We start from the raw sequence: 13,594 nt of genomic DNA on the forward strand, positions 1-13,594 counted from the left end.
CGCATGCGTTTCCTGCCTGAGGAGGAACAGCGGCGGCTGGTCGCCGTCTGCTTCGCCCGGAGCGACCTGACGTTGGAACAGCTGTGGATGCGGTACTTCGCGCTCGGTGGCAGCTTGAGCCTGCTGGACCTGGACGCCTACCTCAGCGGGCTGCTCACGCTGCCCCGCGTCGACCGCGACATGGTCGCCCACGCCGTCAACGAACGGCTCGACGAGGTGACCGGCCCGGCCCGCGCGCCCTACAGCCACTCGGTCCAGGACGCGAAGCCGTTGCACGGTCCCCTGAAAGCACTCGTCGACCTGCTCGAAGGCGCCCACTGCGCCCCGCCGGAGCGGCTCCCGGCGGTCGTCGCCGAGGCGGGTCGCGCGCTCGACCTGACGATCGGCGTCTACCTGGCCGACTACGACCAGCGCACGCTGGTGCCGCTGGGGCCGGGTGCCGCGGTGCTCGACATCGAGAGCACCGTCGGCGGCGACGTGTTCCGCCGCGCCGAGACCGTGACCCGCGACGGGACATTGTGGACGGTGCTGCTCGACGGCGTCGAACGGCTCGGGGTCCTCGAGATCGTCCCGGCCGGCGACGCCGATCCGGACGACCCGGCCCTGCGGGAGCAGTGCCGCTGGCTGGCCTCGCTGCTCGGGCACCTCGTCACCATCACGACCCAGTACGGCGACGGCCTGGATCGCCGTCGCCGCCACCGCCGCCGCGGCTCCCCCGCCGAACTGCTGTGGCAGAACCTGCCGCCGATGACCGCGGCCACCGAAAGCGTGGTGGTGGGGGTGAGCGTCCAGCCGGCGTACGACCTCTGCGGCACCGCGTTCGACTACGCCCTCTCGGAGGAGCGGGCGCAGCTGGCGATGTTCGACGCCGGCCCGCGCACCCGCGGCGCGAACACCGCGGTCGTGACCGCCCTCGCCGCCTACCGCGCCGCCCGCCACGGCGGAGCTTCCCTGAGCGAGCAGTTCGCCGCGGTCGGCGCCGAGCTCGACGGCCGCCCGGCCATCGGCGGCGTGCTCGCCGAGCTGGACCTGGCCACGGGCGTCCTGCACCTGCTCGCCGCCGGGCAGCCCACACCGCTGGTCGTCCGCCGCGGCGAGGCACTACCGGTCACCGGGCCCACCGCCCCGCGGTTCGGCTCGGCCGGGGAGCCGCCGCCGGTCACGCGGTTCCGGCTCGAACCGGGCGACCTGCTCGCGCTGTGCTCCCGCGGCGTCGCGGAAACCGCGGACGGCGCCGGAGAGCCGTTCGGCCGGACCCGGCTCACCGGGCACCTCGGCCGGGACGCCGGCGAACTGCCCCCGGAGATCGCCCGCCGCCTCACCCGCGCGGTCCTCGCCCACGGCTGCGGCGAGTTCCGGCAGGACGCGGGCGTGCTGATCGCCCGGTGGATCTCGCGCTGAGCGGTGGGCCTGCGGGCCCGCTCGGCGGTCGGGGCCGGTCCGGTCGCGGTGTGTGCCGAGCAGCGGCCGGCTCGCGAGCTCCCTCGGAGGCCGCGGCACGGGCAGGCTCGACGCCCCGGAACCCAGCAGGCAAGCCCGCCCGGCGGCAGGAGCCAACGTGCGCCCGCCGGGCGCGCCCTCAGCAGGCCGTGTCGTGCACCTCGGCCGCCAGCAGCTCCCGCAGCGCGTCCGACAACGACGCGAACATCGGCACCACCGCCGCCAGCCCGGTGATCCGGAACAACCGCGCCAGGGTCCGGCCGTTCGCCACCACCCCGAAGCGCCGTCCCGCGGCGCCGGCCCGCTCGGCGGCGGCCGCCAAGGCACGCGCGCCCGCCAAGCCGACGAAGGCCACCTGGGTGAGGTCCACCACGGTCGTCCCCGGTGGGGCCGAGCCCAGCTCGCGCTCGAGGATCGGCAGGGTCAGTGCGTCGATTTCGCCGGCGAGGGTGAGCACCAGGAAACCGGGGCGGTACTCCGTCCGGCGGGCGACCAGGGGCGCGGACCGGGTGGGTACCGGAAAGATGGGGGACACGGGTTCGGTTGGCCTTCCGCGCCGGCGTGGGGCCGGCGACGCAGTGACGTGATCAAGGACGGGGACTTGATACCCAAACATCCGTTCCGGAAACGCTCTTTTTCACGACGCGACGCCGGTGAAGGCCGACCAGAGCCGTTCCGCGGCGTGCTGTGCCGGGGCGCCGGGCCGGATCTCGCGGATGCCCTCCGCCGGGGCTGTCACCTGGCCGGCGAGGTGCTCGACGAGGGCGACGGCCAGCTCGCGGACCTTGACGTTGAACTCCTGGCTGGCGCGGCGCAACGTCTGCCAGGCCTCCTCCGGCGAGCACCGCCGGACCGCCATGATGGCGCCCTTCGCCTGCTCGATGGCGGCACGGGAGGCCAGCAGGTCCAGCATCTGGTCGGGATCGCCCGCGGTGGCGGTCTCGGCGACCACCAGGGTCATCTCGGTGAGCTTCGCGTAACGCCGCAGGACAGCGAGGGTTTCGGGGCCCGGCGGCCGGTCGAGGGTGACCGACAGCACGAAGGCTCCGTCCTCGTCCCAGAACCCGGGCAGCGCGACGGCGCCGCGGATCGCCGCGGCCGCCGGGCCGGCGTCGAACAAAGTCTCGCGGAGCAGGTCCGGCCAGCGCTCGTCGCCGAAAAGCCGGTCGGTGGTGACCGGCTCGCCGGTGGCCTCGGCGACCGGGACCGGGCCGCCGTGCGCCAGCTGGGCGGGGATCAGCTGCTCGGCGACGCCCGCGGTGGCCAGCACCCGCAGCGGCCGGTCGCCGCGCCTGACGGTCAGGCCCGCGCCGAGCCAGCCGGGCAGCTCGCCGGCGATGCGCTCGAGCAGCGCCTGCAGCAATTCGGCCAGCGGTCTCCAGCGATCCGCCGCGTTCATGAGTGTCTCGGTCACCGAACCTCCACCGGTCTTTGTTCCTTTGATTTACCGCACTCCGCGGCGCTTCGCCTCCGACGGCACACCGGTTTGTGGGGCCGGCCACGCGGAAAGACGAACCGGCGGGGCCGTCCGGCGGAACCTGATCCCCCGGTCGCGCTCAGCAACGGCCCAGGAGTTCCTGCTCCCCCGGAGAGCGCCCGGCACGCACCGACCCGAACGAGCGGTTTACCCGGCGGCGCGTCCGGGGTAGCCGCTCGGTGATCCGAGGAGGCGCCCATGACCCACCCAGGGTCCCGATGATGGTCAGCGAAGTGGTCGTCGCCGGGCAGATAGCTCGCGACCTGGTGATCGACGTGCCGGACGCGGACTCGTCGGCGCCCGTGCGGCACCGGCAGGAGCTGCTCGGCGGGAAGGGCGCCAACCAGGCCGTGGCGCTGAGCCAGCTCGGGATGGCGGTGTCGCTGGTCGGCGTCGTCGGCCGCGACCGCATCGGCGACGCGTTGCTCGCGCTGGCCCGGGCCGACCGGATCGGCACCTCGCACGTGATCCGCCGGGCGGGCGCCGAGACGGCGCTGCTCGTCGACGTCGTCGAGGACCACGGCCGGCGCCGCTACCTCGAACACGTCCCGGAGGGGACGCTGCTCACCGAGAACGACGTCTTCGCCGCGGCCACGGCGATCTCGGCCGCCGCGTCCCTCATCGTGCAGCTGCAGCAGCCCGCGCCGGTGGCCCTGCTGGCGGCCCGGCTGGCGCACACGGCGGGCACCCGGGTCGTGCTCGACGGCGCACCGCAGGACGACGCGCTGACGTCCGGTCTGCTCGCTGTCGCCGACGTCGTGCGCGCCGACGGCCACGAGGCCGAGCTCCTCACCGGAGGGCCGGTCGACGACGTCGGCGCGGCCGCGCGCGCCGCCGCGGAACTGCGGCGGCGCGGGCCGTCCCTGGTCGTGCTGGAGGTGTCCGGGCAGGGCAACCTGTTCGCCGGGCCGGAGGGCACCTGGTTCGTGGCCGACGTCGAGACCGACGTCGTCGACCCCACCGGCGCCGGTGACGCGCTCGTCGCCACCCTGACCGCGGCGCTGACCCGCCGCCGTCCGCTGGAGACGGCGGCGAGCCTGGCCGTGGCGGCCGCCGCGGCGACGACCGGGCACGCGGGCGGGCGCCCGCACCTCTCCCGCGCCGAGCTCGACCGGCTGCCGCCACGGGAGCTGGAAACCGTCCGGGCGTGAGGCTTACAGGCCCGGCAGCTTCTGCTCGAGGCCCAGGAGCACCGAGAACGGGTCGCCGCGCTCGGCCAGGCGGGCCGGGACGTCCCGGATCGTCCACCGGTCCGGCGCGAGATCCGGGTCGTCCAGCTCGTCCCACTCCAACGGCACCGAAACCGGCGCGCCGGGCCGCGGACGGACGCTGTAGGGCGCGACGAGCGTCTTGTTCAGCACGTTCTGCGTGTAGTCGAGCCGGGCGCGACCGCGGCGCTTGTCCTTCGTCCAGGCCCAGCTGACCAGGTCGGGCAGCACCCGCCCGATCGTCCGGGACACCGTCTCCGCCCAGGTGCGGGTCTGCTCGAAGGTGCAGTGCGGCGCGATCGGGACCCACACCTGGATGCCGCGCTGCCCGGTCACTTTGGGCCGGCCGGTGAGGCCGAGGTGTTCGAGTGCGGTGCGGTGCAGCCGGGCCAGGTCCAGTACCTCGTCGAACGTCGTCTCCGGGCCCGGGTCGATGTCGAACAGCACCCACGACGGGTGGTCGACGTCGGCGGCGCGGGAGGTCCAGGCGTGCAGTTCCAGGGCGCCGTAGTTGGCCAGCCAGGCCAGGGTCGCGACGCTGTCCGCGATCACGTACCGCTGACTCTCCCCCGGCTCGGCGCGCTCGTTGCGCCAGGTGGTCAGCCAGCCGGGCGCGTGCCGCGGCACCTCCTTCTGCCAGAAGCCCGCCTCGGTGACGCCCTGGGGGAACCGGTGCGTGGTGAGCGGGCGCCCGGCCAGGTAGGGCAGCATGACCGGCCCGACGGTGACGTAGTACCGGATGAGGTCCCGCTTGGTCACGGGCTGCCCGCCGGGAGCCGCGGGGAAGAGCACCTTGTCGAGGTTGGTCAGGGCCAGCTCGCGGCCCGCCACCGACCACCGGCCCTTGGCGCCCAGTGCGTCGAGCGCGGCCAATTCGTCCTCGGTCGGGGCCTGCCAACCACCGACGGACTCCTCCGCTTCCGCGGCCGGGCGGTCACCGTGCCAGAGGGCGTCGGGAGCGGCCGCGACCTCGTCGTTGGTGCGGCCGCTCTTCACCGAGCGCGGGTGGTCTTCGGCGTCCCAGCCGGCCTTCGCGTGCTCGTCCTGCTTGTGCAGCAGGAACCACTGGTCCTTCTCGCCGCGGCTGGTGCGGACGAGGACGAACCGCCCGGCCAGCTTCTCGCCTTCGAGGTCGAAGTGCAGCGTCCCGGCCTCGATCGCGCGAGCCGGATCGGCTTCGACCGGCCGCCAGACGCCACGGTCCCAGACGATGACGTCCCCGCCGCCGTACTCGCCGCGCGGGATGACGCCCTCGAACCCGGCGTACTCGATCGGGTGGTCCTCGACGTGCACGGCCAGCCGGCGGGCCTTCGGGTCCAGCGTCGGGCCCTTCGGCACCGCCCAGCTGACCAGCACGCCGTCGAGTTCGAGGCGGAAGTCGTAGTGCAGCCGGCGGGCCCGGTGCCGCTGCACGACGAACCGGTTGCCGTCCGGACCGGCGGCGGTCCCGCCGGCCGGCTCCGCGGTCCGGTCGAAGTCGCGCATCTCCTGGTAGCGCCGCAGTTTGCGGGCCGGGTCTGCTGCCATGCTCCGGGAGTACCCACTCAGTCCGGCGACGACCAGGGCGGGTTCTTCTTCGCCAGCTCCTCGTATTCGGCGACCTCCTGCGGGGTCGGGTCGGTGCCGGCCGCCTCGGCGAACTCCTCCGGGTCGGTGCCGTCGTCGTCGGGCTCGGTCATGGTCAGCCTCCCAGCACGCCCCGGATGAGGTCGCGCGCCCGGTCCATGATCGCCGCGGGCGGGCCCAGCAGCAGGTTCGCCTTCGCGCTCTCGACGCCGGGGTGCGGGCGGGTCGGCCCGACCGCTTCGGCCACCTTCGCGGTCGCGGCCATCGCCCGCAGCCGCTCCGGCGGGCGGTGCGCCCGCAGCAGCGGGAACTCCTCGCGCTCTTCGTGCTCGGCGTGGGCGAGAACGTCTTCTCGCAGCTGGACGAGCAGAGTGTCGAAGCCGTCGGCGTCCGGCCCCATCTTCTGCAGGGTGGTCAGCAGTTCCTTGGCCCGATGCTCCTCGCCCAGCCGTGCCTCGACGATGGGCTTCGCCGCGGGCTCGAGGTCGCGGATCTCGGGGTGCACGACCAATTCCTCGGCCGTCTCGTGCACGGCGAGCAGCCGCACGAGGTCGTGGAACAGGTCCCGGCGCCGGTCGCCTGCCGCGGTTTCCAGCTCGGCGAACAACTCGCGGATCTCCCGGTGCTGCCGGTGCAGCAACTCGATGACGTCCTCGTCGTGCTCCGCCATGGACGGCCTCCTCCTCGGTCTGGTTCTCCGGTCGGAAGCTGCGTTCCCCGTCCCGGACGGGTTACTCGTCGCGGCGGGCGACTGTGAGCCAGAGCGCGCCCGCGGCGGCCACGGCGAGCCCGGCGACGGCCCACCACGACCACCCGCCGAAGAAGGCGACGACCAGCCCGACGGCGAGCAGCACGCCCCCGCCGACGGAGGCGGTGTCCTCGTGCCCGGCCCGGGCGGTGAACGCCATCAGCCCACCCGCCCGTCGACGGCGGCCACGACGAGTGCGGCGCACCGCGCCACGGTCAGGCTTCTTTCCGTGGCCATGGAGACGAGCGCGGCGTGCGCGGCCGGACGGCTGAGTCCTTGTGCGGCAAGGACTTCCAGCGCCAGGCCGACGACGTCATGGGCAGGCGGGGTGGCGGTGCGCACGGGCATCGGAAGACCTCCGGCTCGGTCGGCGGCGAAACGAACGCGACCGGATACCCCGCCGCGCCGGGTTTCACACCCCGTTACCGAACCGGGTGAAGGGGTGCGGGTTCACCTCCCGGCGAGCCTTCCTGCGGTGCCGGCCAAAGGTCTTGAATGACTCATTCAAGACCTCCGAAGACCTGAATGAGTCATTCAAGACCTCCGCACCCGCCGCGGCTGCGCCAGTCGTTCGGCGGCCGGGTATCTACGCTGGGGACGTGATCGACGCGTGGGAATGGGACCCGTCCCTCTATTCGGGCAGCGCACCGTACTACGCGCGGGGGCGGGTGGCGTATCCCGCGGAGCTCGCCACGGCCTTCGCCGCCGAGCTCGGGCTGGACGGGTCAGGGCGGCTGCTCGACGTCGGCTGCGGACCGGGGTCGCTGACGCTGCCGCTGGCCGGATCGTTCGAGGAGGCGGTCGGGCTCGACGCCGACGGGGACATGCTCGCCGAAGCGGGCCGGCTCGCGGCGGAGGCGGGACTCGGGAACTGCCGGTGGGTGCACCGGCGCGCGGAGGAGCTGCCCGCCGGGCTGGGGCGGTTCCGGCTGGTCACCTTCGCCCAGTCGTTCCACTGGTTCGACCGGCCCCGCGTCGCCGCCGCGGTGCGCGGAATGCTGGCGCCGGGCGGAGTGTGTGCCCACGTGCACGCGTCGACGCACGAAAGCGTGCACCCGGCGATCGCGGAGCTGGTGCGCGAGTACCTCGGCCCGGTGCGGCGCGCCGGACGCGGTTCGCTGCCGGACGGCACGCTCGGCAGCGAGGCGGCGGTCTACCGCGCGGCGGGCTTCCACGGCCCGCGGCGGTTCGAGGTGCCCGGACGGGTCGTGACCCGGACGATCGACGAGGTCGTCGCCGGGGTGTTTTCGCTCTCGAGCTCGGCACCGCACCTGTTCGGCGGCCGGCGGGCCGAGTTCGAGGCGGAACTGCGGCGGCGGCTGGCCCCGGCGGAGACGTTCACCGTGCGGTTGCGCGAGGTCGCCGTCGACCTGTGGTTCACCAGGGGTTGTTGAAGTCCTCTTCCTCGTCGGCGGCGGCCCGGGGCCGGCGGGCGGCCCGCGGCTCGTCCCGCACGGGCCGCGGCGCCGGTTCGAACCCGCCGGAATACGCCTCCGCGTCGAAGGCGGACGCGGGTTCGGCGTGCGACCGGTCGGTGCTCCAGCCGGACTTGGTCTTGCGCTGCGCCACCTCGCGGACGTGCTGGACGTACCGCTCGGCCGCCTGGACCTGCTTGGTCATGTACTCGTGGGAGCGGGCCTTGATCTCCTCGCCCTGCTGTTCGCGCAGGGCCCGGCGATCGGCCTGTTCGCGCACGAGACCGTCGAGCTCGGCCTTCATCCCGGCCATGTCGGTCATCCGTCCTCCTACCAGGTCCGGCCGGACGACGGGTCTTCGTCGTCGAGGGAGCCGATGATCCGCCGTCCGGGCTCACCGAGGTTGTCGAAGACGGCGCCTTCGATCCGGTAGGCGGGGGCCCGGCGTTCGGTGTCGCCCCCGCCGCCGCCTTGGGCGCCGCCCATCGCCCCCATGCCGGGCATGCCGGACATCGACGAGCCGGCGGCGCCTTGGGCGCCGGTCGCGCCGGCCGCCGCCGCGAACGCGGGCTGGGGTTGGGCGGCGCCGGCGCCGGTGTGGGCGCCGCCGGAAACGGGTGATTCGCCGAGCCCCGCGCCGGTCGGGTCGATGCCGGCGCCGGAGAAGCCGGGGACGCCACCGCCGATGCCGGCTGCCGCGGGGGCGGAGTGCGCGCCGCTGCCGCCGCCGGAGTGCGAGCCCGGGCCACCGGAGTCGCCGCCGTGGTGCGAGTCGCTGCCGGGCGAGGTCGGGTCGCCGAAGCTTCCGCTGTGCGAGCCATTCCCCTCAGCGGGCGAGCCATCTCCGCCGCCGTGGTGCGAACCGCTGCCGGACGAGGCCGGGTCGTCGAAGCCGCCGCCATGGTGCGAGCCGCTGCCGGGTGCGGCCGGGTCGCTGTCGGGGGCCGCCAGGTCTTCGAGGGTTCCGCGGTGGGTCGGCAGGTCGTCGAGCCGTTTGTCCGGAGCGTCGCCGAGGGCGCTCCCCGGCTTGTCGTCCTCGCCCAGCGTGTACGTCGTCGGGGTGCCGCCCTTGCCGTCGTCGACCGTCACCACCGTGGGGCCGTCCGGGCCGTCGGGGCGCTCCGCGGTGATCTCGAGGTCGCCGTCGCGGATGTGGATCTTGCCGTCCGGGCCGGGGCGGTACGTGTCCGTGTCCGTCCCTTGTGGACCGTCGGCGGGTTTGCCTTCGGACCAGTCGAGCTTGAAGTCCTTCGGGTCGCCCGGTCCGTCCCCGACCTTGATGTCCATCTTGCCGTCGTGGTCCGGCTCGGTCATCTCGAAGGTCTTGTCGCCCTGCTTGACCTTCAGGACGTCCCGCTCGTCGTCACCGAGGAGGCTGTCGGGCTTGCCGTCGGGATCCGTCTCGATACCCGGGCCGCCGAACTCCTTCAGCGCGTCGGCCGCCTTTTTCTTCGCTTCCTCCGCGGCCTGCTCGGCCCCGGCCTTGCCGTCGTCGCCCGAGCCCGGTTCGCCGCCACCGCCGCCCAGGCCGCCCGCGCCGGAGTCCGTCTCGATACCCGGACCGCTGAACTCCTTCAGGGCGTCCGCGGCCTTCTTCTTGGCCGCTTCGGCGGCCGCGGCCGCGGCGTCCTGGCCGCTGTCGGACGGCGGCGTCACCGAAGAAGGTGTCGTGCCATCGGATTCCCCACCCGAACCGCCACCCGACCCGCCGCCCGAGCCGAGTCCGGCGCCGGCGCCGGACTCCGTCTGGATTCCCGGGCCGCTGAACTGGTTCAGTGCCTCCGCGGCCTGCTTCTTCGCCGCCTCGGCCGCCTGCTGCTTGGCCGCTTCCGCCGCGGCCGCGCCATCATCCTGGCCGCCCGGCGACCCGGAACCCCCGCCCGCGGAACCCCCGCCCGCGGAACCGCCGCCGGACGAGGATCCGTCCGGGATCGACGGCACCGGCCCGCCGCCGCCACCCGACCCCGAGCCGCTGCCGCCGCCCGCGCCGCTACCGGCGCCCGCGCCGCTCGGCAGGTCCGTGCCCGAACCGCCGCCGGAGCCCGAACCCCCGCCCGGCACGCCGGACCCCGAACTCGTCTCGGGAATCGACGGCACCGGCCCGCCGGAGCCGCCGGAACCCGAGCCGGACCCGCCGGAGCCCGAGCCGCCCGAGCCGGAACCACCGCCCGACCCGGAACCCGAACCGCCGGGACCACCGCCGGAGCCGCCGGAGCCGCCGGCGGCACCCGAGCCGCCCGAACCCGAACCCGAGCCGGCCCCGCCGCCGGTACCACTCGGCACGCCGGGACCGCCGGACGTTCCCTGCCCCCCGGGCAGCGCAACGCCCTCGAACTCGTTCCGGATCCCGCCCATCACCTTGTCGAGCGCGTCATACGCCTGGTCGACGAGATCCTTCGTGTCCTTGCAGGTCTTCACGAACCCCTGGTACAGCCGGTCCCACATGTCGGGGTTGAACTGGTTCTGGATCCACTGCTTGGCCAGGTCCTGGCCGTGCTTCTTGATCTCGTCGCCGTCGCAGCAGCCCTGGTCGTTGAGCGTCTTGACCAGGTTCGTCCCGAAGTTCAGGTCCATCCAGCCCGCGATCTGGGCCAGGTCCTTCTCGTTGCCGTGCTCGCCGCTGGCGACCGCGACGACCTTCTGCGCCATCGTGTAGTCGGCCTTGCCGACCAGGTCGGTGTACATCCCGATGACGGCGTCGGCCTTGCCCTTGCACAGCTGGAACACCGTCGTGGCCGTGCTCAGCGTCGCCTCGCTCGCGTTGCCGAGCGTCTGGGACAGCTTCGCCGCCTTCGGCTGGATCTTGTCGTTGTAGGTGTCCGACGCCGCATCGGCACCCGCGCCGGTCCAGCTGCGGAACAGGCTGCCCAGCTGCGAGCCGGTGTCCTGCTCCGTCCGGTCCACCGTCTCCGAACCGCGCTTGAAGTGCCCGGCGTCGGCGACGAAGTCCGCGAAGCTGATCCCCCGCTGCTCGTCGAACGGCGTGCGGATGTCCTTGTCGAGGTCGAGCGCGCGGGTGTTGCCGCGGCAGTCGGCCGGGATCTTCGCCAGCAGCGACCCGAAGGTCTCGAACACCTTCAGGGCCGGGGCGGCCGCGTCGAAGATCTCGTCGGACGTCTTGGTCCCGCCGCTGCTCTCGGCCGCCGGCGGCCGGGTTTCGTCGAGCTTCTTCTTGCCGTCGTCGACGGCCTTCTTCTCCTGGTCTTCGTTGTAGCTGTTCTGGTCGCCGCTCTTCTTCGCCTTGTCGTAGGCCTCGTCGACCGACTGGCCGGCGAACAGCGGGTTCGCGTTGAACGCCTGCGCGTACTTGCCGGCCTCCGCGCGCTTCTGCTTGATCTCGTCCGGCTCCTGGTCGGCCAGGAACGGCGGCGGTGGCGGGTTTTCCCGCAGCCAGCTGCTGATCAGCGCGCTCTTCTGCGCGGGCGGCACACTCGGGTCGTCGAGCAGCGCCTTGACGTCGGACCACTTCTTCTTCTCGGCCATCAGAGCGCGCCCCCGGCGTTCGTGATGGTGCCCGCCTGGTTGCCCTCGTTGCTGCTGTAGCTCGATCCGGCGGTCCCGATGTTCGTGCCGAACGAGCCGAGAGTGCTGCTGTAGCCGGAAACCGCGGCCCACAACGCCTGCGCGCCGGCGGTGTACTTGGTCGCGTGGGCACCGTGCGCCCGGCCGAACTTCTCCGCTGTCACCTGCGCCGTCTGCAGGTCCGGGTTGTCGTCCAGCAGGTGCTCCGCCAGGTCCCCGATGGTCTTGGACGCCGCCGACAACGCCTCGGTCGTCGCGGTGTAGCCCCCGCCGCTCATTTCCGCGCCTCTCCTGAAGATCCTCGAGTTCCCAGTGCTTCCGCCAGCACGCCGGCCACGGATCCCACGTCGGTGAACCGGTCGAGCCGGTCCAGGTCGATCGTCACCCCGTAATAGATCTCCAGCGCCGCCAGCAGCTTGATCCGGCCCTTCGAGTCGATGCCCAGCTCCTCCAGGGGCGCGTCGGGCTCGACGAGAGCCGGGTCGAGCCGGAAGGTGTCGCAGACGACCTTCGTGACCTCGGCGCGGTGATCACTCACGGTCGCCACCATAACGTGCTTTCGCGGCCGACCGGGCGACCTTGCCGCTCGATGTGCGCGGAAGTCCACCGGAAGGGACCAGACGTACCGCCCGCAGCGTGAGACCGTGCTCGCGCGACACCGCCCGCAGCACCGCCCGGGTCACCTCCCGGTCGTCGGCGTCGGCGCCGCGCACCCGCTCGGCCACCACCACCGCGCCCTCGCCGCCGGAGTCGGAGACACCGAACGCGGCGACCCGGTCGCGGCGGACCGCCGGGTGGGCCTCCCCCGCCGCCGCTTCGATGTCCTGCGGGTGGAAGTTGCGGCCGTCGATGACGATGAGGTCCTTGAGCCGTCCGGTGACGTACAGGTCCCCGCGGTGCACGACGCCGAGGTCGCCGGTGCGCAGCCAGCCGCCGAGGCCGTCGAGCGTGGCCCCGAACGCGGCGGCGTCGCCACGGCCCCAGTAACCGTCCGCGACGTTCGGGCCGTGCACCCAGATCTCGCCGACCAGGCCTTCGGGCTGCTCCCGGCCGTCGTGGACGACCCGGACCAGCTGCCCGACCGGACGTCCGACCGACACGAGTTCCTGCCCGCCCTCGGTTTCGACGGCCCGGCCCTGCGCGAGGGCTTCGCGGTCGAACACCGCGCCGCGCGGCCCTTCCTCGCCCGCGCTCGCGACGTACACGGTGGCTTCGGCGAGCCCGTACGACGGCCGGTGCGCCGCACGCGGGAAGCCGCGTGGCCCGAACACCTCGTGGAACCGCTCGATCGTGCGCGGCCGGACGGGTTCGCTGCCGTTCAGCGCGATCCGGACTCCCCCCAGGTCGAAGTCTTCGCCGGTGTCGTCGTCGGCGGCGAGGTCGTAGGCGAAGTTCGGCGCGGCGGTGAACACCGCGGGGTACGCCGCGAGCTGCCGCAGCCACCGCGCCGGCCGGTGCACGAACTCGGCCGGGGCCATGAACACCGATCGCCCGCCGGCGAAGACGGGCAGGCACAGCAGCTGGATCAGGCCCATGTCGTGGAAGAACGGGATCCACCCGGCGCAGGTGGTGCCCTCGTCGACGCCGTACGCGAGGCTGCCCTGCCAGCAGGCGGCCACGATCGCGCGGTGCGGGATCACGGCGCCGGCCGGCTCGCGCGTCGAGCCGGACGTGTACTGCAGGTAGGCCGGGCTCTCCGGCGGCACCGATACCGGGTCGGCGCCGGGCCCGGTGAGCTCGTCGACCACCACGACGTGCTCGTGCGCGGGCAGTCGCGCCACCTCGGCCGAGGACGTCAGCCAGATCCGCGCGCCGCAGTCGGCGAGGACCCCGGAGAGCCGCCCGGCCTGCGCGGGACTCGACGGCGCCATCAGCGGGACGGCGATCAAACCGGCCGCCAGTGCGCCGAAGAACGCCAGCGGGTAGGCGAGTTCCTGGCCCGCGAGGATCGCGACGCGCTCCCCCGGCGCGGCCACCCGGCGCAGCTCGCCCGCCACCACCCGGACGCGGGCGGCGAACTCTGTCCACGTCAGCGTGTGTTCGGCGCCGCGGGCGTGGTCCTGGTGGGTGAACAGCGGGCGCCCGTCGTCGGCCCGGGCGAACAGGCGCTCGACGATCGAGGTGCGCAGCACCGCCTCGGGCACGGTCACCGGCGCGGTCGGACTGGGCACCCCGGGCAACCTACCGGCCTTCCGAAACCCGGTTCACCCCCGGGGCG

At 73.7% G+C, this 13,594-nt stretch carries 15 protein-coding genes; 3 read left to right on the forward strand and 12 right to left on the reverse strand.

The features are described from left to right. Positions 1-3 precede the first annotated feature (3 nt). Positions 4-1,401 carry a PP2C family protein-serine/threonine phosphatase gene (locus ACLJQF_RS23390; protein ID WP_410611592.1) on the forward strand — a complete coding sequence of 466 codons (1,398 nt, stop codon included), beginning with the start codon at positions 4-6 and terminating at the stop codon, positions 1,399-1,401. 178 nt (positions 1,402-1,579) lie between these two features. Here ACLJQF_RS23390 and ACLJQF_RS23395 read toward each other — a convergent pair whose 3' ends face one another. Continuing rightward, positions 1,580-1,975, reverse strand: a complete 396-nt coding sequence (locus ACLJQF_RS23395; RefSeq protein ID WP_410611593.1) for an STAS domain-containing protein — start codon at positions 1,973-1,975, stop codon at positions 1,580-1,582. A gap of 102 nt (positions 1,976-2,077) precedes the next feature. Next, positions 2,078-2,854 carry an ANTAR domain-containing protein gene (locus tag ACLJQF_RS23400; protein ID WP_410611595.1) on the reverse strand — a complete coding sequence of 259 codons (777 nt, stop codon included), beginning with the start codon at positions 2,852-2,854 and terminating at the stop codon, positions 2,078-2,080. 284 nt (positions 2,855-3,138) lie between these two features. Between ACLJQF_RS23400 and ACLJQF_RS23405 the strand changes: the two genes are divergently transcribed. Then, positions 3,139-4,068 carry a PfkB family carbohydrate kinase gene (locus tag ACLJQF_RS23405; protein ID WP_410611597.1) on the forward strand — a complete coding sequence of 310 codons (930 nt, stop codon included), beginning with the start codon at positions 3,139-3,141 and terminating at the stop codon, positions 4,066-4,068. 3 nt (positions 4,069-4,071) lie between these two features. Here ACLJQF_RS23405 and ligD read toward each other — a convergent pair whose 3' ends face one another. The 5 genes from ligD to ACLJQF_RS23430 form a co-directional block, all read right to left on the reverse strand. After that, positions 4,072-5,652 carry a non-homologous end-joining DNA ligase gene (gene ligD, locus ACLJQF_RS23410; protein WP_410611598.1) on the reverse strand — a complete coding sequence of 527 codons (1,581 nt, stop codon included), beginning with the start codon at positions 5,650-5,652 and terminating at the stop codon, positions 4,072-4,074. A gap of 17 nt (positions 5,653-5,669) precedes the next feature. After that, positions 5,670-5,804 (reverse strand): hypothetical protein, encoded by a 135-nt coding sequence (locus tag ACLJQF_RS23415; protein ID WP_410611599.1) that lies wholly within the window; start codon positions 5,802-5,804, stop codon positions 5,670-5,672. Positions 5,805-5,806: 2 nt separating this feature from the next. Continuing rightward, a complete protein-coding gene (locus ACLJQF_RS23420; protein WP_410611600.1) occupies positions 5,807-6,361 on the reverse strand; it encodes a hemerythrin domain-containing protein in 555 nt (184 codons plus the stop codon). Positions 6,362-6,422: 61 nt separating this feature from the next. Next, entirely contained in the window at positions 6,423-6,599 is a 177-nt protein-coding gene (locus ACLJQF_RS23425) for a hypothetical protein (RefSeq protein WP_410611602.1), read from the reverse strand. Further along, the gene (locus tag ACLJQF_RS23430; RefSeq protein ID WP_410611604.1) at positions 6,599-6,787 is read right to left on the reverse strand and encodes a hypothetical protein; all 189 of its coding nucleotides are present in this window, start codon (positions 6,785-6,787) and stop codon (positions 6,599-6,601) included. The genes ACLJQF_RS23425 and ACLJQF_RS23430 overlap by 1 nt, the downstream gene beginning before the upstream one ends. A 251-nt stretch (positions 6,788-7,038) precedes the next feature. Between ACLJQF_RS23430 and ACLJQF_RS23435 the strand changes: the two genes are divergently transcribed. Then, positions 7,039-7,833 carry a class I SAM-dependent methyltransferase gene (locus tag ACLJQF_RS23435; RefSeq protein WP_410611605.1) on the forward strand — a complete coding sequence of 265 codons (795 nt, stop codon included), beginning with the start codon at positions 7,039-7,041 and terminating at the stop codon, positions 7,831-7,833. On the opposite strand, the gene ACLJQF_RS23440 is transcribed toward ACLJQF_RS23435, so the two are convergent. The 5 genes from ACLJQF_RS23440 to ACLJQF_RS23460 are packed head-to-tail and all read right to left on the reverse strand — an operon-like array spanning position 7,817 to position 13,547. Further along, complete coding sequence (locus ACLJQF_RS23440) at positions 7,817-8,176, reverse strand: hypothetical protein (protein ID WP_410611607.1); 360 nt, start codon at positions 8,174-8,176, stop codon at positions 7,817-7,819. The genes ACLJQF_RS23435 and ACLJQF_RS23440 overlap by 17 nt on opposite strands. Before the next feature lie 8 nt (positions 8,177-8,184). After that, positions 8,185-11,337 (reverse strand): WXG100 family type VII secretion target, encoded by a 3,153-nt coding sequence (locus ACLJQF_RS23445; RefSeq protein WP_410611608.1) that lies wholly within the window; start codon positions 11,335-11,337, stop codon positions 8,185-8,187. Then, positions 11,337-11,654, reverse strand: coding sequence for a hypothetical protein (locus ACLJQF_RS23450; RefSeq protein ID WP_410611609.1), 318 nt, complete (start codon positions 11,652-11,654; stop codon positions 11,337-11,339). The genes ACLJQF_RS23445 and ACLJQF_RS23450 overlap by 1 nt, the downstream gene beginning before the upstream one ends. Beyond that, positions 11,651-11,926: an acyl carrier protein gene (locus tag ACLJQF_RS23455; protein ID WP_410611610.1), complete on the reverse strand. Its 276-nt coding sequence runs from the start codon at positions 11,924-11,926 to the stop codon at positions 11,651-11,653. Before ACLJQF_RS23455 ends, ACLJQF_RS23450 begins: the two co-directional genes overlap by 4 nt. Next, positions 11,907-13,547: a fatty acyl-AMP ligase gene (locus ACLJQF_RS23460; RefSeq protein ID WP_410611611.1), complete on the reverse strand. Its 1,641-nt coding sequence runs from the start codon at positions 13,545-13,547 to the stop codon at positions 11,907-11,909. The genes ACLJQF_RS23455 and ACLJQF_RS23460 overlap by 20 nt, the downstream gene beginning before the upstream one ends. Positions 13,548-13,594: the final 47 nt, after the last annotated feature.

The organism is Amycolatopsis sp. lyj-109 (genome assembly GCF_046548995.1).
GTDB lineage: Bacteria > Actinomycetota > Actinomycetes > Mycobacteriales > Pseudonocardiaceae > Amycolatopsis.

Coding starts and splice junctions, on each gene's coding strand:
- ACLJQF_RS23445 (WP_410611608.1), bottom strand. CDS start 11,337: ATGGCCGAGAAGAAGAAGTGGTCCGACGTCAAGGCGCTGCTCGACGAC.
- ACLJQF_RS23405 (WP_410611597.1), top strand. CDS start 3,139: ATGGTCAGCGAAGTGGTCGTCGCCGGGCAGATAGCTCGCGACCTGGTG.
- ACLJQF_RS23415 (WP_410611599.1), bottom strand. CDS start 5,804: ATGACCGAGCCCGACGACGACGGCACCGACCCGGAGGAGTTCGCCGAG.
- ACLJQF_RS23390 (WP_410611592.1), top strand. CDS start 4: ATGCGTTTCCTGCCTGAGGAGGAACAGCGGCGGCTGGTCGCCGTCTGC.
- ACLJQF_RS23425 (WP_410611602.1), bottom strand. CDS start 6,599: ATGGCGTTCACCGCCCGGGCCGGGCACGAGGACACCGCCTCCGTCGGC.
- ACLJQF_RS23455 (WP_410611610.1), bottom strand. CDS start 11,926: ATGGTGGCGACCGTGAGTGATCACCGCGCCGAGGTCACGAAGGTCGTC.
- ACLJQF_RS23450 (WP_410611609.1), bottom strand. CDS start 11,654: ATGAGCGGCGGGGGCTACACCGCGACGACCGAGGCGTTGTCGGCGGCG.
- ACLJQF_RS23440 (WP_410611607.1), bottom strand. CDS start 8,176: ATGACCGACATGGCCGGGATGAAGGCCGAGCTCGACGGTCTCGTGCGC.
- ligD (WP_410611598.1), bottom strand. CDS start 5,652: ATGGCAGCAGACCCGGCCCGCAAACTGCGGCGCTACCAGGAGATGCGC.
- ACLJQF_RS23430 (WP_410611604.1), bottom strand. CDS start 6,787: ATGCCCGTGCGCACCGCCACCCCGCCTGCCCATGACGTCGTCGGCCTG.
- ACLJQF_RS23420 (WP_410611600.1), bottom strand. CDS start 6,361: ATGGCGGAGCACGACGAGGACGTCATCGAGTTGCTGCACCGGCAGCAC.